General features: G+C 62.1%; 21 protein-coding genes. 13 read left to right on the top strand and 8 right to left on the bottom strand.

Features of this window, described 5'->3' with window-relative positions; genetic code table 11:
- Window positions 1-63 precede the first annotated feature (63 nt).
- Entirely contained in the window at window positions 64-351 is a 288-nt protein-coding gene (locus ASG84_RS17500) for a PLD nuclease N-terminal domain-containing protein (RefSeq protein WP_057478298.1), read from the top strand.
- Here the strand turns inward: ASG84_RS17500 and ASG84_RS17495 are convergent.
- Complete coding sequence (locus tag ASG84_RS17495; protein ID WP_057478297.1) at window positions 344-1,738, bottom strand: aminotransferase-like domain-containing protein; 1,395 nt, start codon at window positions 1,736-1,738, stop codon at window positions 344-346. The genes ASG84_RS17500 and ASG84_RS17495 overlap by 8 nt on opposite strands.
- Between ASG84_RS17495 and ASG84_RS17490 the strand changes: the two genes are divergently transcribed.
- A complete protein-coding gene (locus ASG84_RS17490; protein WP_057478296.1) occupies window positions 1,737-2,678 on the top strand; it encodes a DMT family transporter in 942 nt (313 codons plus the stop codon). The genes ASG84_RS17495 and ASG84_RS17490 overlap by 2 nt on opposite strands.
- Window positions 2,675-3,895, top strand: a complete 1,221-nt coding sequence (locus tag ASG84_RS17485; protein WP_057478295.1) for a pyridoxal phosphate-dependent aminotransferase — start codon at window positions 2,675-2,677, stop codon at window positions 3,893-3,895. The genes ASG84_RS17490 and ASG84_RS17485 overlap by 4 nt, the downstream gene beginning before the upstream one ends.
- A gap of 3 nt (window positions 3,896-3,898) precedes the next feature.
- On the opposite strand, the gene ASG84_RS17480 is transcribed toward ASG84_RS17485, so the two are convergent.
- Both ASG84_RS17480 and ASG84_RS17475 read right to left on the bottom strand, forming a co-directional pair.
- Window positions 3,899-4,096, bottom strand: coding sequence for a helix-turn-helix transcriptional regulator (locus tag ASG84_RS17480; protein WP_057478294.1), 198 nt, complete (start codon window positions 4,094-4,096; stop codon window positions 3,899-3,901).
- Window positions 4,096-4,500 (bottom strand): hypothetical protein, encoded by a 405-nt coding sequence (locus ASG84_RS17475; protein ID WP_057478293.1) that lies wholly within the window; start codon window positions 4,498-4,500, stop codon window positions 4,096-4,098. Before ASG84_RS17475 ends, ASG84_RS17480 begins: the two co-directional genes overlap by 1 nt.
- 174 nt (window positions 4,501-4,674) lie before the next feature.
- On the opposite strand from ASG84_RS17475, the gene ASG84_RS17470 reads away from it, so the two are divergent.
- The 3 genes from ASG84_RS17470 to ASG84_RS17460 all read left to right on the top strand — a co-directional run bounded on the left by ASG84_RS17470 (window position 4,675) and on the right by ASG84_RS17460 (window position 7,375).
- Window positions 4,675-5,838, top strand: coding sequence for an NADH:flavin oxidoreductase/NADH oxidase (locus tag ASG84_RS17470; protein WP_057478292.1), 1,164 nt, complete (start codon window positions 4,675-4,677; stop codon window positions 5,836-5,838).
- Window positions 5,839-5,948: 110 nt separating this feature from the next.
- On the top strand, window positions 5,949-6,890 hold the full coding sequence (locus ASG84_RS17465; RefSeq protein WP_057478291.1) for a DUF808 domain-containing protein: 942 nt from the start codon (window positions 5,949-5,951) through the stop codon (window positions 6,888-6,890).
- On the top strand, window positions 6,890-7,375 hold the full coding sequence (locus tag ASG84_RS17460; RefSeq protein ID WP_057478290.1) for a GNAT family N-acetyltransferase: 486 nt from the start codon (window positions 6,890-6,892) through the stop codon (window positions 7,373-7,375). Before ASG84_RS17465 ends, ASG84_RS17460 begins: the two co-directional genes overlap by 1 nt.
- Before the next feature lie 10 nt (window positions 7,376-7,385).
- Here ASG84_RS17460 and ASG84_RS17455 read toward each other — a convergent pair whose 3' ends face one another.
- From ASG84_RS17455 to ASG84_RS17445, 3 genes are all read right to left on the bottom strand, one after another.
- The gene (locus tag ASG84_RS17455; protein WP_057478289.1) at window positions 7,386-7,598 is read right to left on the bottom strand and encodes a hypothetical protein; all 213 of its coding nucleotides are present in this window, start codon (window positions 7,596-7,598) and stop codon (window positions 7,386-7,388) included.
- Between the two features lie 8 nt (window positions 7,599-7,606).
- Window positions 7,607-8,149 carry a helix-turn-helix domain-containing protein gene (locus ASG84_RS17450; RefSeq protein WP_057478288.1) on the bottom strand — a complete coding sequence of 181 codons (543 nt, stop codon included), beginning with the start codon at window positions 8,147-8,149 and terminating at the stop codon, window positions 7,607-7,609.
- A 93-nt stretch (window positions 8,150-8,242) separates the two neighbouring features.
- Window positions 8,243-8,614 (bottom strand): VOC family protein, encoded by a 372-nt coding sequence (locus ASG84_RS17445; protein WP_057478287.1) that lies wholly within the window; start codon window positions 8,612-8,614, stop codon window positions 8,243-8,245.
- A gap of 63 nt (window positions 8,615-8,677) precedes the next feature.
- Here ASG84_RS17445 and ASG84_RS17440 point away from each other — a divergent pair, with 63 nt between their 5' ends.
- Window positions 8,678-9,112: a MarR family winged helix-turn-helix transcriptional regulator gene (locus ASG84_RS17440; RefSeq protein ID WP_057478286.1), complete on the top strand. Its 435-nt coding sequence runs from the start codon at window positions 8,678-8,680 to the stop codon at window positions 9,110-9,112.
- Window positions 9,113-9,114: 2 nt separating this feature from the next.
- On the opposite strand, the gene ASG84_RS17435 is transcribed toward ASG84_RS17440, so the two are convergent.
- Both ASG84_RS17435 and ASG84_RS17430 read right to left on the bottom strand, forming a co-directional pair.
- Complete coding sequence (locus tag ASG84_RS17435; protein ID WP_057478285.1) at window positions 9,115-9,924, bottom strand: alpha/beta fold hydrolase; 810 nt, start codon at window positions 9,922-9,924, stop codon at window positions 9,115-9,117.
- A gap of 14 nt (window positions 9,925-9,938) precedes the next feature.
- Window positions 9,939-10,673 (bottom strand): pirin family protein, encoded by a 735-nt coding sequence (locus ASG84_RS17430; protein WP_057478473.1) that lies wholly within the window; start codon window positions 10,671-10,673, stop codon window positions 9,939-9,941.
- Between the two features lie 160 nt (window positions 10,674-10,833).
- Between ASG84_RS17430 and ASG84_RS17425 the strand changes: the two genes are divergently transcribed.
- The 6 genes from ASG84_RS17425 to ASG84_RS17400 all read left to right on the top strand — a co-directional run bounded on the left by ASG84_RS17425 (window position 10,834) and on the right by ASG84_RS17400 (window position 17,889).
- The gene (locus ASG84_RS17425; protein WP_235581713.1) at window positions 10,834-11,829 is read left to right on the top strand and encodes a substrate-binding domain-containing protein; all 996 of its coding nucleotides are present in this window, start codon (window positions 10,834-10,836) and stop codon (window positions 11,827-11,829) included.
- A 64-nt stretch (window positions 11,830-11,893) separates the two neighbouring features.
- Window positions 11,894-12,940 carry a galactitol-1-phosphate 5-dehydrogenase gene (locus tag ASG84_RS17420; RefSeq protein WP_057478284.1) on the top strand — a complete coding sequence of 349 codons (1,047 nt, stop codon included), beginning with the start codon at window positions 11,894-11,896 and terminating at the stop codon, window positions 12,938-12,940.
- Window positions 12,941-12,946: 6 nt separating this feature from the next.
- Window positions 12,947-14,470, top strand: a complete 1,524-nt coding sequence (locus tag ASG84_RS17415; protein WP_057478283.1) for an FGGY-family carbohydrate kinase — start codon at window positions 12,947-12,949, stop codon at window positions 14,468-14,470.
- Window positions 14,467-15,420, top strand: coding sequence for a sugar-binding transcriptional regulator (locus ASG84_RS17410; protein WP_057478282.1), 954 nt, complete (start codon window positions 14,467-14,469; stop codon window positions 15,418-15,420). Before ASG84_RS17415 ends, ASG84_RS17410 begins: the two co-directional genes overlap by 4 nt.
- The gene (locus ASG84_RS17405; RefSeq protein ID WP_057478281.1) at window positions 15,417-16,907 is read left to right on the top strand and encodes a sugar ABC transporter ATP-binding protein; all 1,491 of its coding nucleotides are present in this window, start codon (window positions 15,417-15,419) and stop codon (window positions 16,905-16,907) included. The genes ASG84_RS17410 and ASG84_RS17405 overlap by 4 nt, the downstream gene beginning before the upstream one ends.
- Window positions 16,900-17,889, top strand: a complete 990-nt coding sequence (locus tag ASG84_RS17400; protein ID WP_057478280.1) for an ABC transporter permease — start codon at window positions 16,900-16,902, stop codon at window positions 17,887-17,889. The genes ASG84_RS17405 and ASG84_RS17400 overlap by 8 nt, the downstream gene beginning before the upstream one ends.
- Window positions 17,890-17,904: the final 15 nt, after the last annotated feature.

The following is a 17,904-nucleotide window of genomic DNA, read 5'->3' as shown; positions in this document are numbered from 1 at the left end:
CAGACGAACACCGACTCGTAGCGTTGGACAGGTCAACGAAACATCGAACGCGAAGGGACCGTCATGCAGGTCGCAACTTTTCTTTCTCAGCAACCGTCCACAGCAGAGCAGGTGCTCGGCGTGGGATTGGGAACGCTGGGCCTGGTGATTGCACTGGCTGTCATCTTCGGTGGGTTGATTCTGTTCCTCGCCGCATTGATCAGCATCATCCGTTCCCCGAACTACACCGTCGCCGGTCGGGCAGTGTGGATCTTCGTCGTACTGGCGTTCCCCTTCCTCGGTCCTCTGGTCTGGTTCGTGTGGGGTCGCAAGTCGACTTTCGCCGTGGATGTTTCCCACAGCCTCAGATGATGGAGCCGATCGTGCGCGCAGCGTCGGGGAACTCGCCGGGGTTGGGGCCGGCATAGTTGAGGCGCAGGTACTTGCCGGTGGGTTCGGCCGGAAAGTAATCGTTTCCGGCACCGACGATGACACCGGCAGATCTACATTGCTGCACGATCTGTTCCAGATCCACGTCGTCGCGCAGACGCATCCACAGATTGAGACCACCGCGCGGTACGGCATCGAGATGGCCACGAGGTGCGAACTCGATCAGGCTGTTCGCCAACAAGTCCCGGCGAGAGGCCAACTGTGTACGCAGATGCCGGAGATGGGTACGCCAGGCGGGTTGCGTCACCACGTCCAGTGCGACAGCTTGCAGGATCCCACTGACGTACATCGACTCGGCACCGGTGTCGGCGAGGATTCGCTCGTGCGCGGGACCGCGAGCGATCAGGCCTGCCAATCGAACCGACGGGGACACCGTCTTGGTGAGCGATCGTAGGTACACCACATGCCCGCCGTCGTCCCGTGCCGCCAATGGATTCGGCTCGGCGGTGATACCGAAATCGTGGGCGGAGTCGTCCTCTATCAAGAATGCGCCGTGCCGTCGAACAGTGTCGAGGATCTGCTCGCCGAGTGCCGGCGACCAGTGGGCTCCGGTCGGACTGGCAAACGTGGGTTGGGCATAGAACGCCCGGGAGCCGGTGCGCGCGAACGCTTGCGACAGTGCATCGGGATCGGGGCCGTGCACACCGCTGGGGACCGGTACGACGTGGACACCCGCCTGGGTGGCAGCGAGAATCGCGCCCCAATAGGTCGGCGATTCCATCAGTAGCGGACGGTCTGCGCCGACCAGCGCGCGGAATGCGGTACTGAGGCCGGTCTGGCTGCCGGGAATGATGACCACATCGCTGGCGGACGGCGGAATGACGCCCACCGGCGTCGATGCCCCCAACTCCGCGGCGAACCACGCCCGCAATTCGGGTAGTCCGGCGGTCGGGGGCCGGGCTATCACCGCGTCGGTACGGGATGCGCGAGTGAATGCAGCGTGAACGAGCCTCTCCGGCAACAACTCCCGCGCCGGATAGCCCGAATGCAGTGCGATCACATCGCTGGACGTGGACTGAAGTGCAGCCGGAAGTTGCAGTCGGTTTCCTGGTGCTCCCAGCGCCGCTGTCTGCCAGCCGTAATCGTTGGGCCGGGCCGTACGAACGGTTCTGACGAATGTGCCGACACCAGGGCGGCTTTCGATGACGCCTTGCGCAGTGAGGGTGCGCAGCGCCTTCTGCACGGTGACCGGGCTGGCCGAATGCTGGGCCACCAGGGAGCGGGTGGACGGCAGCTTCGCCTCTGGAGGCGCGGCTGCGATCCACTGCTTCAGTGCGTCCACTATCCGTGAACTGCTATCGTCGGACATGACACAGCATAGTAGCGCTACTCATTCTGGTGCGAGCCCGCTATCGCGTGCCGGTTTGTTGTGGGGCTTGGCGGGCGTCACTGCATTCTCGTTCACCGTTCCGCTCACTCGCATCGCCGTGACGGGAGGCCTGTCGCCACTCTTCGTCGGCACCGGAAGGGCTGTGGTCGCAGCCGCATTGGCGGCAGTCGCGCTGTCGGTAACGAGACAACGACTCCCCCAGGGTGGGCAGTGGGGTCGGCTGGCCGTCATCGCGGCCGGTGTCGTGATCGGCTTCCCGGTACTCACCTCCTACGCACTCACCACGGCATCTGCCGGTCACAGCGCCGTCGTCATCGCACTGCTGCCGGCGGCCACCGCCGTTGTCGCAGTGGTGCGAGAACGGCAACGAGTGAGGCCGATGTTCTGGCTCGTCGCAGGCATGGGCGCTGTCGTCGCGATCGGATTCGCGGCCGTTCAGGGCGGACGGCTGACCGGGCTCGGATGGTCGGATCTGTTGCTGCTCGGGGCCGTTGTCGCCGCGGCGGTCGGCTACGCCGAAGGAGGCTTGTTGGCCCGCGAACTCGGGGCCTGGCAGACGGTGTCGTGGGCTCTGGTGGTGAGCCTTCCGGTGACCGGTGCGTTGGCGGCCTTCTCCTGGTGGGAGCAACTGTCGGGAGCAGGTGCACGCGAGTGGGCATCGTTCGCCTACCTGGCGGTGGTGAGCATGTACCTCGGATTCTTCGCCTGGTATCGGGGCCTGGCCATCGGCCCCATGTCGAGTGTGAGCCAGATCCAGCTGATCCAACCGGTGCTCACCATCTGCTGGGCCGCGATCATCCTGCGCGAGGGGTTGACGTGGCCGGTGGTCGGGGGTGGAGCAGCGGTCATCGCATGTGCAACAGTGGCGGTCCGGACCCGGATGTCGCCGTCCGTTCGACAGGAGGAACTTTCGGCATGACCAAATCGATCGATCAGGCGCGCAAACTCGAGAATGTTCGCTACGACATTCGCGGACGCATTCTGGACAAGACCGAGGAACTCGAGGAGCAGGGACACACCATCCTGCGCCTCAACGTCGGCAATCCTGCCCCCTTCGGGTTCGAGGCACCGGACGAGATCATGATGGCCATGATCCGCAATCTGCCTACTGCACAGGGATATTCCGATTCGCGTGGTTTGTTCTCGGCGCGCACCGCGGTGGTGCAGTACTACCAGACCAAGGGCCTGACCGATCTCGACGTCGGCGACGTATACCTGGGCAACGGGGTCTCCGAGCTGATCACCCTGACGATGCAGGCGCTGTGCAACCCGGAGGACGAGATTCTGATTCCGTCACCCGATTATCCGCTGTGGACGGGATCGGTAGCGCTCGCCGGCGGCACACCCGTCCACTACCTGGCCGACGAGAGCCAGGATTGGGCCCCGGACTTCGAGGATCTCGAAGCCAAGATCACCCCTCGCACTCGTGCGATCGTGGTGATCAATCCCAACAACCCGACAGGGGCGGTGTATCCACGCGAGGCACTGCAGCGATTCGTCGATTTGGCACGTGAGCACGATCTGATACTGCTCGCCGACGAGATCTACGAGAAGATCGTCTACGACGGTGCAGAGATGACGAACCTGGCCACTCTCACGGGTAAAGACGTTCTGTGTCTGACCTATTCGGGTCTGTCGAAGGCGTACCGGGTGTGTGGATTTCGGGCCGGATGGTTGGCAATCACCGGGCCGCGTCGACGTGCGGCGAGTTTCATCGAGGGCATCACCCTGCTGTCCAACATGCGGATGTGCGCGAACGTGCCGGCGCAACACGCAATACAGACCGCGCTCGGCGGCAGGCAGTCGATCGAGGATCTGCTGCTCCCATCCGGCAGGCTGACCGCGCAGCGTGACCTCGCGCATCGCATGCTCAACTCGATCGACGGAATCAGCTGTGTGCAGGCAGCGGGTGCGCTGTACATGTTTCCGAAACTCGACACCGAACGCTTCGGCATCGTCGACGACGAGAAGTTCGTGATCGACCTCCTCGAGTCCGAGAAGATTCTCGTCAGTCACGGCCGTGCCTTCAATTGGGATGTGCCCGATCACTTCCGGCTCGTCACACTGCCCAACGTCGACGATCTCGCGACGGCGCTCGAACGTCTCGGCAACTTCATGAGCTCCTATTCGCAATAGCGCTCAGGTCGGATCCGGCTCGAACAACTCCTCGATGGTGCAGTCGAAGGCGGCGGCGAGGCGAAAGGCGACGGGCAGACTCGGGTCGAATCGCTCTTTTTCGATGGAGATGATCGTCAGGCGCGTGACGTCGATCCGCTCGGCCAGTTCGTTCTGAGACCAGCCGTTCTCGGTACGACGCCGTCGGACACTGTTCTTCACTACGACAAGGCTCGGTAGCGAGCGAACGCATACCGCGCGGTGAACGATGCGAACGCAGCCAGCAGCAGGCCCGTCAGTAGCAGAGTGGCCGGGGGGTCGACGTGGGTGATGGCGACTACCGCCAGAGTCAGGCCGAGGACGGTCACAAGATCGGTGGCGGTGCCACTCGATGCCTTTGTGGTCCAGTGTGATTCGATGCTCTCGCCCGACGCGTACGCCGAGTCGGCGGTGGATGGGGCGATGAACAGAACCCAACCCAGCATCGTCCCGAACGGAAGCGCGGTGAATCCGAAGACCACCGCCGAGATTCCCGGTGCGACGGGCGAGACCAGCCAGGCGAGCAATGCTGTCGCCAATGCCGTGGCGAGTCCGACCGCGGCGACCGATATCCATCTGAGTGTCATGCGCTTTCTCCGATCCTCGGTATAGCTCACTATACGTATAGGAAACCATACATCGGGCCTCACATGCAGGTGAGCGAGACGGTGAGAAAACTGTCACCGATGTGCAGCATCGGTGTAGTCGGTCGAAACGTGCCAGGTGATGAGGTGGTCGTACCCAGGGAAAGGACCACAGTCATGCCGGATCTCTTCAGCCCGTTCACTCTCAAAGGGGTGACGCTTCGAAACCGAATCGCCATGTCGCCGATGACGATGTATCGCGCCGTCGACGGGAAGATGAACGATTTTCACCTGATGTACCTGGGCGCACGCGCGGCGGGTGGCTTCGGGATGGTGTTTCCGGAGCAGGTAGCGATCACGCCCGACGGACGCACCACCCCCGGGTGCGCCGGGATCTACGACGACGATCAGATCGAGGGTCACGCTCGCGTGACGTCGATGATCAAGGAGATGGGTTCGGTTCCGGCCATTCAGCTGGGTCACACCGGACGCAAGGGCAGCGAAGTTCCACCGTGGCAGGGCGGACACCAGCTTCCGGCAGACCATCCCGACGGGTGGGAGTGTGTTGCGCCGTCGGCGATTCCGTACGGCGGTGACCACTCGTTCCCCGTCCACGAACTCACCGTGCCGGAGATCAAGGCGATCCATCAGAGCTACGCCGACGCAGCTGTCCGTGCTGCGGAAGCCGGTTACGAATGGCTGGAAATGCACTACGCCCACGGTTATCTCGGGGCAAGCTTCTTCTCCCCACTGGCGAATCAGCGCACCGATCAGTACGGCGGAAGCCTGGAGAACCGGGCACGGTTCCACCTGGAGGCGCTCGACGCGGTGCGTGAGGTGTGGCCGGAGAAGTACCCCCTCACCATGCGCTTGGGCTCGGATGACCACCACCCCGACGGGGTTCAGTTCGACGAATCCATGATCGCCATCGGATGGATGAAGGAACACGGCCTGGATATGGCCGACGTCAGCCTGGGCTTCAATACCGACGACATGGTGGACCCGCCTTTCGGGGACATGGGGTTCATGGTCGAGCGGGCCGCGCGGGTCAAGCGCGAGCTGGATATCCCGGTGACGTGCAGCTGGAATCTGGGAGTTCCGGAGAATGCGGACGCCGTGATCCGCGACGGCAAGATCGACGTGGTGTTGCTCGGTCGTCCGGCACTTGCCAATCCGCACTGGCCAGTGTGGGCTGCACGCGAGCTCGGCCATGGTGACCCGTTCTCGCTGGTGCCCGAGGACTGGAGCTGGTGGCTGAAGAATTTCCGCGGACACGACCCGAGCATCGGATTGCCGCCGGCGAAAGTTCTCGACGAGGAGCAGGAGAGGAAGATCGCGTAGTCGAGGGAAGGACCGGACGGCGATCACAGACCACCTGCGGACGGTAGGGTTCCAAGGGCTCGCATCATGAGGAGCCCAGTGGTGTTCTCGTATCGACGCGGAGGTTTGTGATGGCCGGCGGACTCGTAGCCCTACTCGACGACGTGGCAGCGCTGGCTCGCCTGGCCGCGGCCTCCATCGACGACGTCGGTGCCGCGACCGGTAAGGCAACGGCCAAGGCAGCAGGCGTTGTCATCGACGATGCAGCGGTGACGCCACAGTACGTTCGCGGCCTCGCGGCCGAACGAGAGCTCCCCATCATCAAGCGCATCGCGGTCGGCTCGTTGCGCAACAAGCTCCTGATCATTCTTCCGATCGCCCTGTTGTTGAGTCAGTTCCTGCCGTGGCTGTTGACGCCGATTCTGATGCTCGGCGGGTGTTACCTCAGCTACGAGGCCGCGCACAAGATCTGGGGTGCGCTGTTCGGTCATGGCGACCATCACGAGGCTGCCGAGGACGAGCCGCGTGACGAGGACTCGGTGGTCTCCGGTGCCGTGCGCACCGATCTCATTCTGTCGGCCGAAATCATGGTCATCGCACTGGACACCATTGCCTCGGAGGGCTTCTGGAGTCGGTTGATCATCCTGGCGGTCGTTGCCGTGGTCATCACGATCGTTGTCTACGGCGTCGTTGCGCTGATCGTGAAAATGGACGACATCGGTCTGAAATTGGCCGACGGTTCCACGGGATTCGTCGAGAAGTTCGGCCGGGGTCTGGTCAAGGGCATGCCCAAGGTCATGTCGGTGCTGTCGGTTGTCGGCACGGCCGCAATGCTGTGGGTCGGTGGACACATCCTGCTCGTCGGTATCGACGAGCTGGGATTCCATCCGATCTACGAACTTGTGCACCACGGCGAAGAAGCGGTGCGCGGCGTGGCAGGTATCGGCGGAGTACTGGCGTGGATCGTCAACACTCTGGCGTCGGCGATCATCGGTGCGATCGTCGGCTGCATCATCGTGGTTGCGCAGCTGGGGATCTCGAAGGCACTTGCCAAGCGGTCCGCTGCAAAGTAGTGGCGGTATCGGCGACGTTCGCCGTCGTTCATCCGTCCTCGGAGCCGGCATCGGAGATCCTGTACCGCTACTACGTCGATGTCGTCAGACGCTTCCATGGGCGTGAGGCATCGGACATCGAAGTCGGTGGAGCCATGCTCGACGAGCCCAGCGACGACCTCGTCGGAGAGTCGGGTGTATTCGTTGTCGCGTATCTCGGCTCGGACCTGGCCGCTTGCGGGGGTGCACGTTTCGTGTCCGACGACATTGCCGAGCTCACGCGGGTCTTCGTCGACGTCCGTGCCCGCGGGAACGGGGTGGGCGCGTCGATGGTCGAGTTCGTCGAAGAGTGCGTCCGCGAATCGCATCGCACGACAGTCAGATTGGATACCCGAGCGGACCTGATCGAGGCGCGGGGCCTGTACTCCAAGCTTGGCTATCACGAGGTACCGGCGTTCAATGCAGACCCCTACGCCGAGGTGTGGCTCGAAAAGAAGCTCCTGTGAACGACTTTCGTCACCGACGAGCCAGCTCGAGCACTCTTCGTTCGGACACGGAGACATCGGCGAGTGATACCGTCAACTCGTCCCACGCCCGCTGGACGCGGAGTTCATCCCGGCGGAGTCGCTTCTGCGCAGCAGCAAGTCTGCGGCGTTCGGCGAGAAGCATGTGGCGATCGCGATCCAGCTGGGCCAAGAAGAGATACGTGTGCGCATCGAACGGATACATTCCAACTCCTATGGTGTGGTGGGGAATCCGTGCATCAGGACCATGACGTGTTCGCGATCCTCCGGGGTCGCGTTCTCGCCGTGTCGACGCCATTTGTCCACGACCGCGCGTAACTCCGTGTCCAGCTCGGCGGTTTCGCTTGCAGTTAGACGTAAGACATTGTCGGTACTGAACGCCGCCGATACCCACTCCGGTCCCCACGATTCGGACGTTCGGTCGAAATCGCGTAAGCGAGACCACTGGTGAGCCAGCCAGGAATCCTTGGACGCTTTTGCAACCGACAGTGACTCGGGCGAGTCGGAGAAGTCGTTCTCGGACCAGCTGAAGCCCTCCTCGTTGGCCTCCGACCACCACCGCTGACGCTTGTCCGATCCGTTCTCGACCTCTTTGACGAACCCGTGCTCGGCGAGCTTTCGAAGGTGGTAGCTCACCGAGGCCGGCGACTCGTCCACCAGATCGCCGAGCTGGGTTGCAGTCATCGACTTGTTGGCACGCAACGCATAGAGCAGGCGCAGCCGGATGGGATGCGTCAGTGCCTTCAGCTCGGACATGTCCGTCAGTTTCCGCGGGTTCCGGGACGGTGGTGGTGGGCTCATGCACCAACCATAACCCGAAAGAAATATTTCGCAATAGTTCTTTCGGAACTAGCTGCTGTGCACGGTGACGGCGTAGCCGTCCGGGTCTTGCAGGACGAAGGTCTTGCCGAAGGGTCCGTCGAAGGGGTCGGTCAAGATGGTGACTTCGGCCGCGACCAGCGTTTCGTGTAGCGCCACGGCGTTGTTGCATTCGAGCCACAGTGCAACTCCGAGTCCTGGCTGCCCACTGTCGAGATCGGTCCCCGGAGCGGGGTTTCGGACGGCAAAAGGGATGGGTGAGGTGGTGAACACCACTGCTCCGGGTGGAGACTGGGGTGCGCGGACGAGGCCGAGCCGGGATTCGTAGAAGTCTGCGCTGACGGCGAGATCACGTACCTGGAGGGAGAGGAAGCTCGGTCCGGAAACGGTTGCAACGGTCATGTTGTGCCCTTTCGATTGTTCGTCAACTTCTTGACGACAACGAATGTATGTCAAGATGTTGACATGAGTCAAGTGGATGTCGACACCTCGATCGGTTACGCCCTGAAGCGGGCAACCTCCGCCTTGCGCTCGGCGATGGACGATTGTCTGCGCGATCTAGACATCACCGTCTCTCAGTACTCGAGCCTCGAGCTCCTCGCGCAGAAGCCGGGTCTGTCCAACGCCGAACTCGCGCGTGCGGTGTTCGTCAGCAGGCAGGCAACCCATCAACTGTTGGCCGGTCTCACGCGCGACGGCTTGGTGGAAATCGAAGGGGCAGGTCGAGACCAGCGCCTGCACGTGACAACTCGGGGCATGGAGCGCTTAGGGCAAGCGTCGGCCGCTGTGGCCTCCGTCGAACAGGTCATGATTGCCTCGCTGTCCACACAGGAGCGAGAAGTGTTGCACCGCAACCTTGTCGCGTGTGCCGAGGCTCTCGACGGGAATCAGCAGTCGTAACCTCACGCGACCGAGTCGAGGAACTCCAGCATCGCCGTGTTGAACTCCTTCGGCCGGTCCATGTTCGCGGCGTGACCGCACTTCTCCAGAACGACCGATCGACCGAGTGGATTGAGTTCCACCGACTCGGAAGCGTGTGCAGCAGGCCAGAACTGACTGTCGCGCCCGGCGACCATCAGGAACGGCCTGTCGTTGCCAGCAATGGTTGCGCGCCAATCCTGTGCTGCATGATCGGCGAGCAGAGCCTTCATCGGAGCCGTGTCGGGTGACGCCATCTTCGGCATCGACCGCATCGCGAATGCCAGTTTCAGCAGCGAAGGCACTGACTTCCACTGAGGCCTGCCGTGGCCCGTGCTAGGTATTCCGCTGTCGAAGAATGTCGTTCGATTTGCATCGGTAAGTCCGTAGAAGCCGTTCGACCAGTCCGCGCTGTTCACCATCTTCGGTGTCTGATCCACCGAGACAATGGCGCGCACGCGGTCGGTGCCGAACTGTGAGACGTACGACCAGACGGTGCTCGCTCCCATCGAACCGCCGATCAAGACGGCTTCGTCGACGCCCAACGCTGTCAAGAAGTTGGCGACATCGCGCCCGTGCCGCTCCATGGATGCGCCGTGGGTCGGTGCTTCCGATGCTCCATGGCCACGTCTATCGAGAGCCAGCACGCGATACCCGGCCGCTACCAACGCCTTCTGCTGTAGCGCCCAGGTGGTGGCAGGAGCACAGAAGCCGGCGATGAGAACTACTGCCGGACCGGTGCCCTCGTCGATGTAGCTCAGAGTGACGGAGTCGTCGGTGACCACTGTCGGCATGGCGCATCTTTCTGTCAGGCGAACTCGGCGTGCATTTCCCAGATCAGGATCTCGCTCGCAGTCGATGCTGTCACACGGTGTCCGCCTGTAGCCGTGAGTCGGACTGCGTCACCTTGGGCGAGGTCGCCGACTCCCTCGAATACCGCTGAACCGTCGGCTATGAAGACATGACCGAACGGCGCGTCGGGAACAGTGATCGATTGTCCCGGCGCGAGCCGCGCAACGTGAAGTGCCGCAAACCGATTGCCGATGTGCACGCCGCTCCTACCCGCGATGCCCGATGCCACACAGACGAGCTCACCGGATGCCAACTCGTCTCGAACGTCCAGCTCCTCGTAGGAGGGACTCGTTCCGTCGGTGTCCGGTGGAATCCACATTTGTACGACGCGTAGCTTTTCCCGGCTGGTCAGACTCGACGCATTGCGTTCGGTGTGGCGAATGCCGGTGCCGGCACTCATTCGCTGAATCAATCCGGGACGAATCTGCCCGGTACTGCCTTCGGAGTCAGCATGTTCGAGAGTGCCTTCGAGTACCCACGTCAGAATCTCCATGTTCTCGTGCTGATGGGAATCGAACCCTTCGCCCGGAAACACTGTGTCCTCGTTGTGCACCATGAGCAGTCCGTGCGCATTGGCCGCCAGGTCGTAGTTGCCGGTGGCGGGAAACGACTGCTTGGAATCGAGCCATTCGTTCCACCAGTGATGCCGCTGGGCCTCTGCGATGTGTGTGACCTGGGGATTCGGCGTCATGACCTCAATAACGCGGACGGTGTCCACGGTGTTCCGTGGACCGACCGCCGCGTCGAATGCTCATATGAGCATAATTACGCTCAAGTGTTGACCGTGACCCGAGTCACTGCCTACGTTTGAGCCCGCTCCACTTTGGCCCCACACTTTTCGGAAGGACCCCATGAAACTCGCCACGACAATGAAGTCGGCCGGGCTGGTTGCCCTCGCGACCGTCGTAATCGCAGGATGCTCGACCCCCGGCGACGGCAGCTCGACAGCAACCAATTCTCTACCCGAAGGTGCCAAGGCCAAGATCGGGTTCAGTCAGGCCACCCAGCAGAGCCCCTTCTACGTGTCGCTGACCGATGCAGCGACGGCCGAGGCACAGGCGCAGGGCAACGAACTGCTCAACGTGGACGCCAACGGTGATGTGACGAAGCAGAACAACGACGTTCAGGACCTCATCACGCGCGGCATCAACGTTCTCATCATCAACCCGGTCGACCCCAAAGGCATTGCGCCCGCACTTGCTGCGGCCGAGGCAGCTGGTGTGAAGGTCGTGACCGTCGACCGTCCGATCGACTCGGGAGCCGAGTCCTTCGTCGGACGTGACAACAAGGCAATGGGTCAGCTCGTCGGTGAAGCCATGGTTGCGACACTCGGCCCAGCCGGCGGCAAGGTCATCGAAATCCAGGGTGATGCAGGCGGAACCGTCGCCAAGGACCGAAGCGACGGCTTCCACGCCGCCGCGGATGCCGCATCGAACATCACCATCGTCGAAGGCCCGTACGCGAACTACATCAGGTCCGAGGCGGTGACCGCCATGCAGGATCTGCTGCAGGCGAACCCGGATGTCAAGGCTGTGTACGCGCACAACGACGACATGGCTCTCGGTGCACTGCAGGTTCTTCAGGAGAACAACCGCACCGATGTCAAGGTGTTCGGTGTCGACGGTTTGATGGAGGCAGTGAAGGCCATTGCCGACGGAGACCAGTACGTGGCCACGGCGTCGAACGATCCGGGCAGCGAGGGCCAGAAGGCAGTACAGACGGCCATCGCCGTCGCAAACGGCGACAGCGTCGAGTCCTTCGTCGATGCGGGCACTGCATTGGTCGACAAGTCCAACGCCGAAAGCCTCGTCGGAGATACCACTTTCGCAGAGTCCTCTGCTCAGTAGCGTCTCTTCTCGATCCAGATCCGCTCCTGTAGCTCAACATATTTCGAGAAAGTCGAGTTCGATAATGGTTCCCCAGCAGATGACTGCTGCCGTGATGTATGCGCCGGGCGATATTCGAGTAGAGCAGGTAGCTGTACCGGTGCCCAAGGCCGGAGAGGTCTTGCTCGAGGTCGCGGCGTGCGGAGTGTGCGGCTCCGACATTCCCCGAATGCTGCGCAACGGTGGCTACAAGATGCCGATAATCTGTGGACACGAGTTCTCCGCTCACATCGCAGTTCTCGGTGACGGAGTGACCGGATTCGAGGTGGGCGACCTGGTCTCGGTACCGCCGCTCATTCCGTGCTACAAGTGCGAGTACTGCCTCAAGGGTGAGTTCGGCCTGTGCGAGGATTACGACTACTTTGGGAGTCGTTGCGACGGAGCGTATGCGCAGTATGTGACATCTCCTGTCGGCAATCTGATGAAGATGCCTGAGGGAATCGACCCCCGGGCGGCAGCGATGCTCGATCCGGCCGCCATCGCACTGCACGCGTTGTGGAAGACCAACCTGCGGACCGGACATCGCGTCCTGGTCATCGGTGCGGGTCCGATCGGCCTGTTCGGTATTCAATGGGCGAGAATGGCTGGTGCCAGTCAGGTGGTGGCTTTGGACCTGAGTCCCGAGAAGGCGGCGATGGCACTCGAAGCCGGTGCGACCCATGCCGTGCAGTCCGCCGACGAGGCGCGCGCACTCGGTGGTCGCGGATTCGACATCGTTCTCGAATCTGCCGGTGTCGCATCGACAGTCGACCTGGCCGCTGCACTCACCGGGCCACAAGGGCATGCAACCTTCATCGGCATCCCGCATGCACCGGTGACGCTGGAGAAGGAAACGTTCAACAACTTCCTTCGGCAGGAGACGAGCCTCCACGGTTCGTGGAACTCGTTCTCCGCTCCGTTCCCCGGATCGGAGTGGCACACGGCTGCACAGAAACTCGCCGACGGTTCGCTGAAGTGGGAATTCATGATTACCCACCAGCTGCCGCTGTCGGAGCTGCCCGACATGATGAAAGCGCTCGGTGACCGGTCTGTCTTCAGCTCCAAGGTCATCTTCATGCCCAACGAAAGCTGATACGCAATGGGAATACTGCTGAGTCTCGATCTCGGCACCGAGGGCGCTCGGGTAGGAGCGTTCACAGATGACGGAATTGCTCTCGGCTCCGTTCATCGGCCCTATCCGACGGTTTTTCCTCGACCCGGTTGGGCCGAGCAGAACCCGTCGGACTGGTGGGATGCCTGTGTCGGTGCAACGCGTGAGTTGCTCGCACTGCCCGAGTGCATTGCTGCGGGGCCCGTGGTGGCGGTGGCTTCGTCGACGACGGCGTCGACTGTCGCTGTTGTCGACGAGGCCGGGAATGCACTGCGCCCGGCGATCCTGTGGATGGATTCGAGAGCCTCAGCGCAATCGGACCTGACCGCCACGTTCGTGGCGGACCATCCCATTTTGAAGTGGTCGGGTGGCTCCGACGCGACGGAGTGGTTGCTACCCAAGGCCATGTGGCTCCAGCAGTGTGAACCGGACACTTTCCATCGGGCCGATCGAATCGTCGAGGCAATCGACTTCATCACCTTCAAATTGACCGGCCGCTGGGTCGGGTCGCAGATGAATGCCGTGTGCAAATACAACTACGATTCGGTCGCCGGCCGGCTCCCACAGGAGCTGTACGACGCCCTCGGTGTCGAAGATCTGACTACCAAGTTGCCCGACACGATCCTTCCGGTCGGATCGAGCGCGGGGGTGGTTCGTGGCTCTGCAGCAGAGGAATTGGGGATCTCACCCGACGCTGTGGTCGGGGTGGGCGGCATCGACGCGCACGTGTCGCTACTGGCCTGTGGCGGTAAGCCGGAGGGTCTGGTGTCGTTGGTCTCGGGTACCTCCACAGCGATCATCACCGAGATCGACGATCCGTGTGACACCGCTGAAGTGTGGGGGCCGTACCCACACGCGCTGCGTCGGGGCAAGTGGCTGGTGGAAGGTGGCCAGATCACCAGTGGGTCCATCCTCAAGTGGGTCGGCGAGGGAATCATGGGGGTGCCGAGAGAGCAGATCGGTTCTCTCATCGACGGTGCTGCTGCCGTCGATCCGAGAAGCCACGGGTTGCTGGCGCTCGACTTCTTCATGGGTAACCGAACACCACATCGGGACTCCCGGCTGCGCGGCGCGGTCGTCGGACTGACACTCGGTACCACCCGGGAAGAGTTGTACCGAGCGGCCGTGGAAGCGGTTGCATGCGGAACCAAGTCGGTACTCGATTCGTTTGCACGCGGCAACATCTCGTGCGACCGACTGGTGTTCTCGGGCGGAATGCACAGGAATCGGTTGTGGCAACAGATCACCACGGACGTATTGGGAATCGAAACCGAGATGGTTCTCAGTGACAATCTGACGCTGCGCGCCTGTGCGGTCATCGCCGCCAGAGCGGCCGGCCTCGTCGGCTCGTTGGACGAGGGTGCTGCTCTATTCAGTCCTCGCACAACGACGTTGGTGCCCAACGCCGCTCTGCACGAGCATTACGCACAGACCTACGAAAGCTACGTCGAGCTCACCACCGTGCTCAAGCCCGTCATGCATCGATCGGTGATCGCATTGGAGAAGCGATGACGACGCCGGACAAGGGGCACGACGCGCTGCTGCTCGAAGTGGCACAGCTCTACTACGAGCAGAACCGAACTCAGGACGATATCGGTCGGCAGCTGCATCTGACCAGATGGAAGATCGGTCGATTGCTCGACGAGGCTCGCAAGTGTGGAATCGTCCGGATTCAGATTGTTCATCCGCAGGCGCGGCAGTCCACCCTCGAGTTGGAGTTGTCCAGTCGATTCGACCTGACCGAGTGCATCGTGGTGCGGACTCACACAGATCTGTCGGATCAGCGGGCACAGGTGGCGAAGGCCGCTGCCGATTACCTGCAGAGCAGGGGATCTCGGGTCCGAACTCTCGGCGTGTCATGGGGAAACACGATGCAGGACATCGCCGCTGCGCTCCCCTCGGGGTGGAGCGACGGCGTGGAAGTCATCCAAATCAACGGCAGCATCAGTCGCTCGATCAAGCCGACAACCGCAGCGAATGTCGCAACGAGCATCGCGCACAGTGCCCACGGGCATGCGGTCCTGTTGCCGGTACCGGCAATCGTGGAGCAGGTGTCCACCAAGCACGCATTGGACAGTGAGCCGTTCATGCGTGAGGTGCTCGACAAAGGTCGCGCAGCTGACGTCCTGTTGTTCTCTCTGGGTGCCCTGGATGCCAATTCTGTTCTGGTGCAGAGCGGCGCGATCAGCTCGGACGAGCTCGTCCGCCTGCAATCGGCTGGAGCGTGCGGCGACGTTCTGGCGCATTACATCACCCCGGACGGCACGCTCGCCGATACCGATCTGGAATCTCGCACGATGGGCCTGTCACTCGACGACCTACGCGCCGCCCGTTGCTCGGTGGCCGTCGCAGCCGGGCTGCGCAAGGTCGATGTCGTTGCGGGCGCACTGAGGAACGGTCTGTGTTCTGTGTTGATCACGGACGAAGAGACCGCACGCACAGTTCTGGAGAAAAAGCTATGAACGCAGCACTGCGTATGGAGAACATCGTCAAAGAGTTCCCGGGAACGTTGGCCTGCAACAAGGCAACGCTCGAGGTGGCCAAGGGCGAGGTTCACTGCCTGCTCGGGGAGAACGGTGCAGGCAAGAGCACGATGATGAAGATCTTGTCCGGCTCCTACCGTCCCGACGGCGGCACGATCACTGTCGACGGTGCGCCGATGAATTTCTCCAGCCCCCTCGACGGAGTCAAGGCCGGCATCAGCACGATCTACCAGGAACTCGACCTGGTTCCCGACTTGACGGTGGCGCAGAACCTGTTCCTCGGACATGCCCCGACACGAGGCATCTTTGTCGACAACAAGGCCCGCAACGCTGCTGCCGCCGACGCCATCGCTCGGGTCGGTGGAAAGTTCGCGCCCACTGCGACCGTGGGGGCACTGTCGGTATCGGACCAGCAGCTCACCGCCATTGCACGCGCACTGACCACTTCTGCGCGGATCATCGTGATGGACGAGCCGTCGGCGACGCTGACGGATCATGATCTGGCCGCGGTGTTCGACGTGATTCGCGAACTGGTGGCGGAAGGGAAATCGGTCGTCTACATCTCGCACCGACTCGACGAGATCAAGGAGATCGGACACCGGGCGACGGTGATGCGCGACGGTTCGACGGTAGAGGTATTCGATGTCCCTACCACCTCGAAAGCACGCATGGTCGACGCGATGATCGGTCGAGCAGTCGATTCGGCCGGAACCACCCGTGGCCCGTTCACCGGTTCCGGGCAGCTCCTGAGCATCGACCGAGCCACCATCGGCGGTGTTCTCGACATTCGAGGAATCTCTGTGCGCCCAGGAGAAATTGTGGGTCTTGCAGGGTTGGGTGGCGCGGGCCGCTCCACGCTGCTGTCGGCTGTGTTCGGCGACAATTCAGCAGAACTGGACATGACATTGGACGGGACGCAGTTCACCTCGATGAATCCGCAGCGAGCTGTCCAGTTGGGTATCGGGCTCGTCCCCGAGGATCGAAAGAAGCAGGGCCTGCTGCTCGAGATGTCGGTTGTCCGGAATGCTGGATTGGCGGCCCTGAAGTTGTTCGGTATCAATCCGGCTGGACGCGCAGCTGCAGCGGCCCGCGAACCCCTGCAGAAGCTGGGCGTGAAGTTCGCGTCCGAAACTCAAGCGGTGGGGCAACTTTCGGGCGGTAACCAACAGAAGGTGGTACTGGCCAAATGGATGGCCCGCGGCATCTCGCTGCTGCTGCTCGACGAGCCGACTCGTGGTCTCGATATCGGTGCCAAGGCAGACCTGTTCGAGCAGGTTCGAGCGCTCGCCGATTCCGGAGTAGGTGTGCTGATGGCGAGCAGCGAATTGTCCGAGCTGACCGAAAATTGCAACACCGTCTGGGTCCTGCACGAAGGCAGGAACGTGGCCCAGTACGACCCCCACACAACCCCATCGGCCGATATCGCACGAATGGTCGTCACAGGAAGCATCGAAAGCAATGTCTGATACATCTGTCGCCGTCGCCGAAACACTGTCGACACAGAAGCAGCACCGGCAGAACATCATCGTCAAGTTCAATCTTCTGTTCATCTTCGCGGCGCTGGTCGTCGTTGCCTCACTCGTGGCACCGCAGTTCTTGACGTCGCAGAACCTGGCCAATCTGCTGCAGCAGTCGTCGTTGACCGGCATCGTGGCCATCGGAATGACCCTGGTGATTCTGACGGCAGGTATCGATCTGTCGGTGGGAAGTGTTGCGGCGCTGGCTGGAATGCTGGTCGCGATCTTCATCGGGATGGGAATTGCGTGGCCGGTGGCGTTGCTGCTCGCTGTGCTGGCGGGCGCGGTCTCCGGCGGTATCGTGGGAAGCCTGAGCGCCTACCTGATGCTGCCGGCATTCATGGTGACCCTCGCTGCCCTCCAATCGGTGCGAGGGCTGACATATCTCACCACCAACGGAACGCCGACCACGTCGGAAATTCCTATGGGACTTCGGTTTCTGGGGGCCGGCTCGGTCGGACCCATCCCTACGGTAGGAATTATTTTCATCGTGGTGGCCATCGTCGCCGGTGTGGTGTTGAACAAGACGACCTACGGTGAATACATCTATGCCGTCGGAAGCAACAAGGACGCGGCCAGGTTGTCCGGACTTCCGGTCAAGAAGATTCTGGTCAGCGTCTACGTGATCTCGGGTTCGCTCGCCGCCTTCGCCGGTATCTTGCTGACCGCCCGGCTGACCATCGGGCAGCCGACCGCCAACCAGGGACTCGAACTCGACGCCATCGCAGCGGTGGTTTTGGGCGGGACCAGTCTGTTCGGCGGCAAGGGCAGCATCTTTGGAACCTTCGTTGCCGTGCTGCTGCTCTCGGTACTGCGAAACCTGTTCAACCTCATGGGTTTGAGCTCGTTCTTCCAGATGCTCGTGACGGGTCTCATCCTCGTGGCCGCCCTCATCCTCAACCACGTCCTGGACAGGCGCGGCAGTCGCTAGTCCGTCCATATCGTT

The sequence above is a fragment of the Rhodococcus sp. Leaf278 genome (assembly GCF_001426085.1).
Taxonomy (GTDB): domain Bacteria; phylum Actinomycetota; class Actinomycetes; order Mycobacteriales; family Mycobacteriaceae; genus Rhodococcoides.
This window is presented reverse-complemented; position numbering and strand designations above follow the sequence as displayed.

Excerpts from the sequence above, each read along its gene's own strand:
- ASG84_RS17500 (WP_057478298.1), top strand. The coding sequence starts at position 64 with ATGCAGGTCGCAACTTTTCTTTCTCAGCAACCGTCCACAGCAGAGCAG.
- ASG84_RS17490 (WP_057478296.1), top strand. The coding sequence starts at position 1,737 with ATGACACAGCATAGTAGCGCTACTCATTCTGGTGCGAGCCCGCTATCG.
- ASG84_RS17495 (WP_057478297.1), bottom strand. The coding sequence starts at position 1,738 with ATGTCCGACGATAGCAGTTCACGGATAGTGGACGCACTGAAGCAGTGG.
- ASG84_RS17485 (WP_057478295.1), top strand. The coding sequence starts at position 2,675 with ATGACCAAATCGATCGATCAGGCGCGCAAACTCGAGAATGTTCGCTAC.
- ASG84_RS17475 (WP_057478293.1), bottom strand. The coding sequence starts at position 4,500 with ATGACACTCAGATGGATATCGGTCGCCGCGGTCGGACTCGCCACGGCA.
- ASG84_RS17470 (WP_057478292.1), top strand. The coding sequence starts at position 4,675 with ATGCCGGATCTCTTCAGCCCGTTCACTCTCAAAGGGGTGACGCTTCGA.
- ASG84_RS17465 (WP_057478291.1), top strand. The coding sequence starts at position 5,949 with ATGGCCGGCGGACTCGTAGCCCTACTCGACGACGTGGCAGCGCTGGCT.
- ASG84_RS17455 (WP_057478289.1), bottom strand. The coding sequence starts at position 7,598 with ATGTATCCGTTCGATGCGCACACGTATCTCTTCTTGGCCCAGCTGGAT.
- ASG84_RS17450 (WP_057478288.1), bottom strand. The coding sequence starts at position 8,149 with ATGTCCGAGCTGAAGGCACTGACGCATCCCATCCGGCTGCGCCTGCTC.
- ASG84_RS17445 (WP_057478287.1), bottom strand. The coding sequence starts at position 8,614 with ATGACCGTTGCAACCGTTTCCGGACCGAGCTTCCTCTCCCTCCAGGTA.
- ASG84_RS17440 (WP_057478286.1), top strand. The coding sequence starts at position 8,678 with ATGAGTCAAGTGGATGTCGACACCTCGATCGGTTACGCCCTGAAGCGG.
- ASG84_RS17435 (WP_057478285.1), bottom strand. The coding sequence starts at position 9,924 with ATGCCGACAGTGGTCACCGACGACTCCGTCACTCTGAGCTACATCGAC.
- ASG84_RS17430 (WP_057478473.1), bottom strand. The coding sequence starts at position 10,673 with ATGACGCCGAATCCCCAGGTCACACACATCGCAGAGGCCCAGCGGCAT.
- ASG84_RS17425 (WP_235581713.1), top strand. The coding sequence starts at position 10,834 with ATGAAACTCGCCACGACAATGAAGTCGGCCGGGCTGGTTGCCCTCGCG.
- ASG84_RS17420 (WP_057478284.1), top strand. The coding sequence starts at position 11,894 with ATGGTTCCCCAGCAGATGACTGCTGCCGTGATGTATGCGCCGGGCGAT.
- ASG84_RS17415 (WP_057478283.1), top strand. The coding sequence starts at position 12,947 with ATGGGAATACTGCTGAGTCTCGATCTCGGCACCGAGGGCGCTCGGGTA.
- ASG84_RS17410 (WP_057478282.1), top strand. The coding sequence starts at position 14,467 with ATGACGACGCCGGACAAGGGGCACGACGCGCTGCTGCTCGAAGTGGCA.
- ASG84_RS17405 (WP_057478281.1), top strand. The coding sequence starts at position 15,417 with ATGAACGCAGCACTGCGTATGGAGAACATCGTCAAAGAGTTCCCGGGA.
- ASG84_RS17400 (WP_057478280.1), top strand. The coding sequence starts at position 16,900 with ATGTCTGATACATCTGTCGCCGTCGCCGAAACACTGTCGACACAGAAG.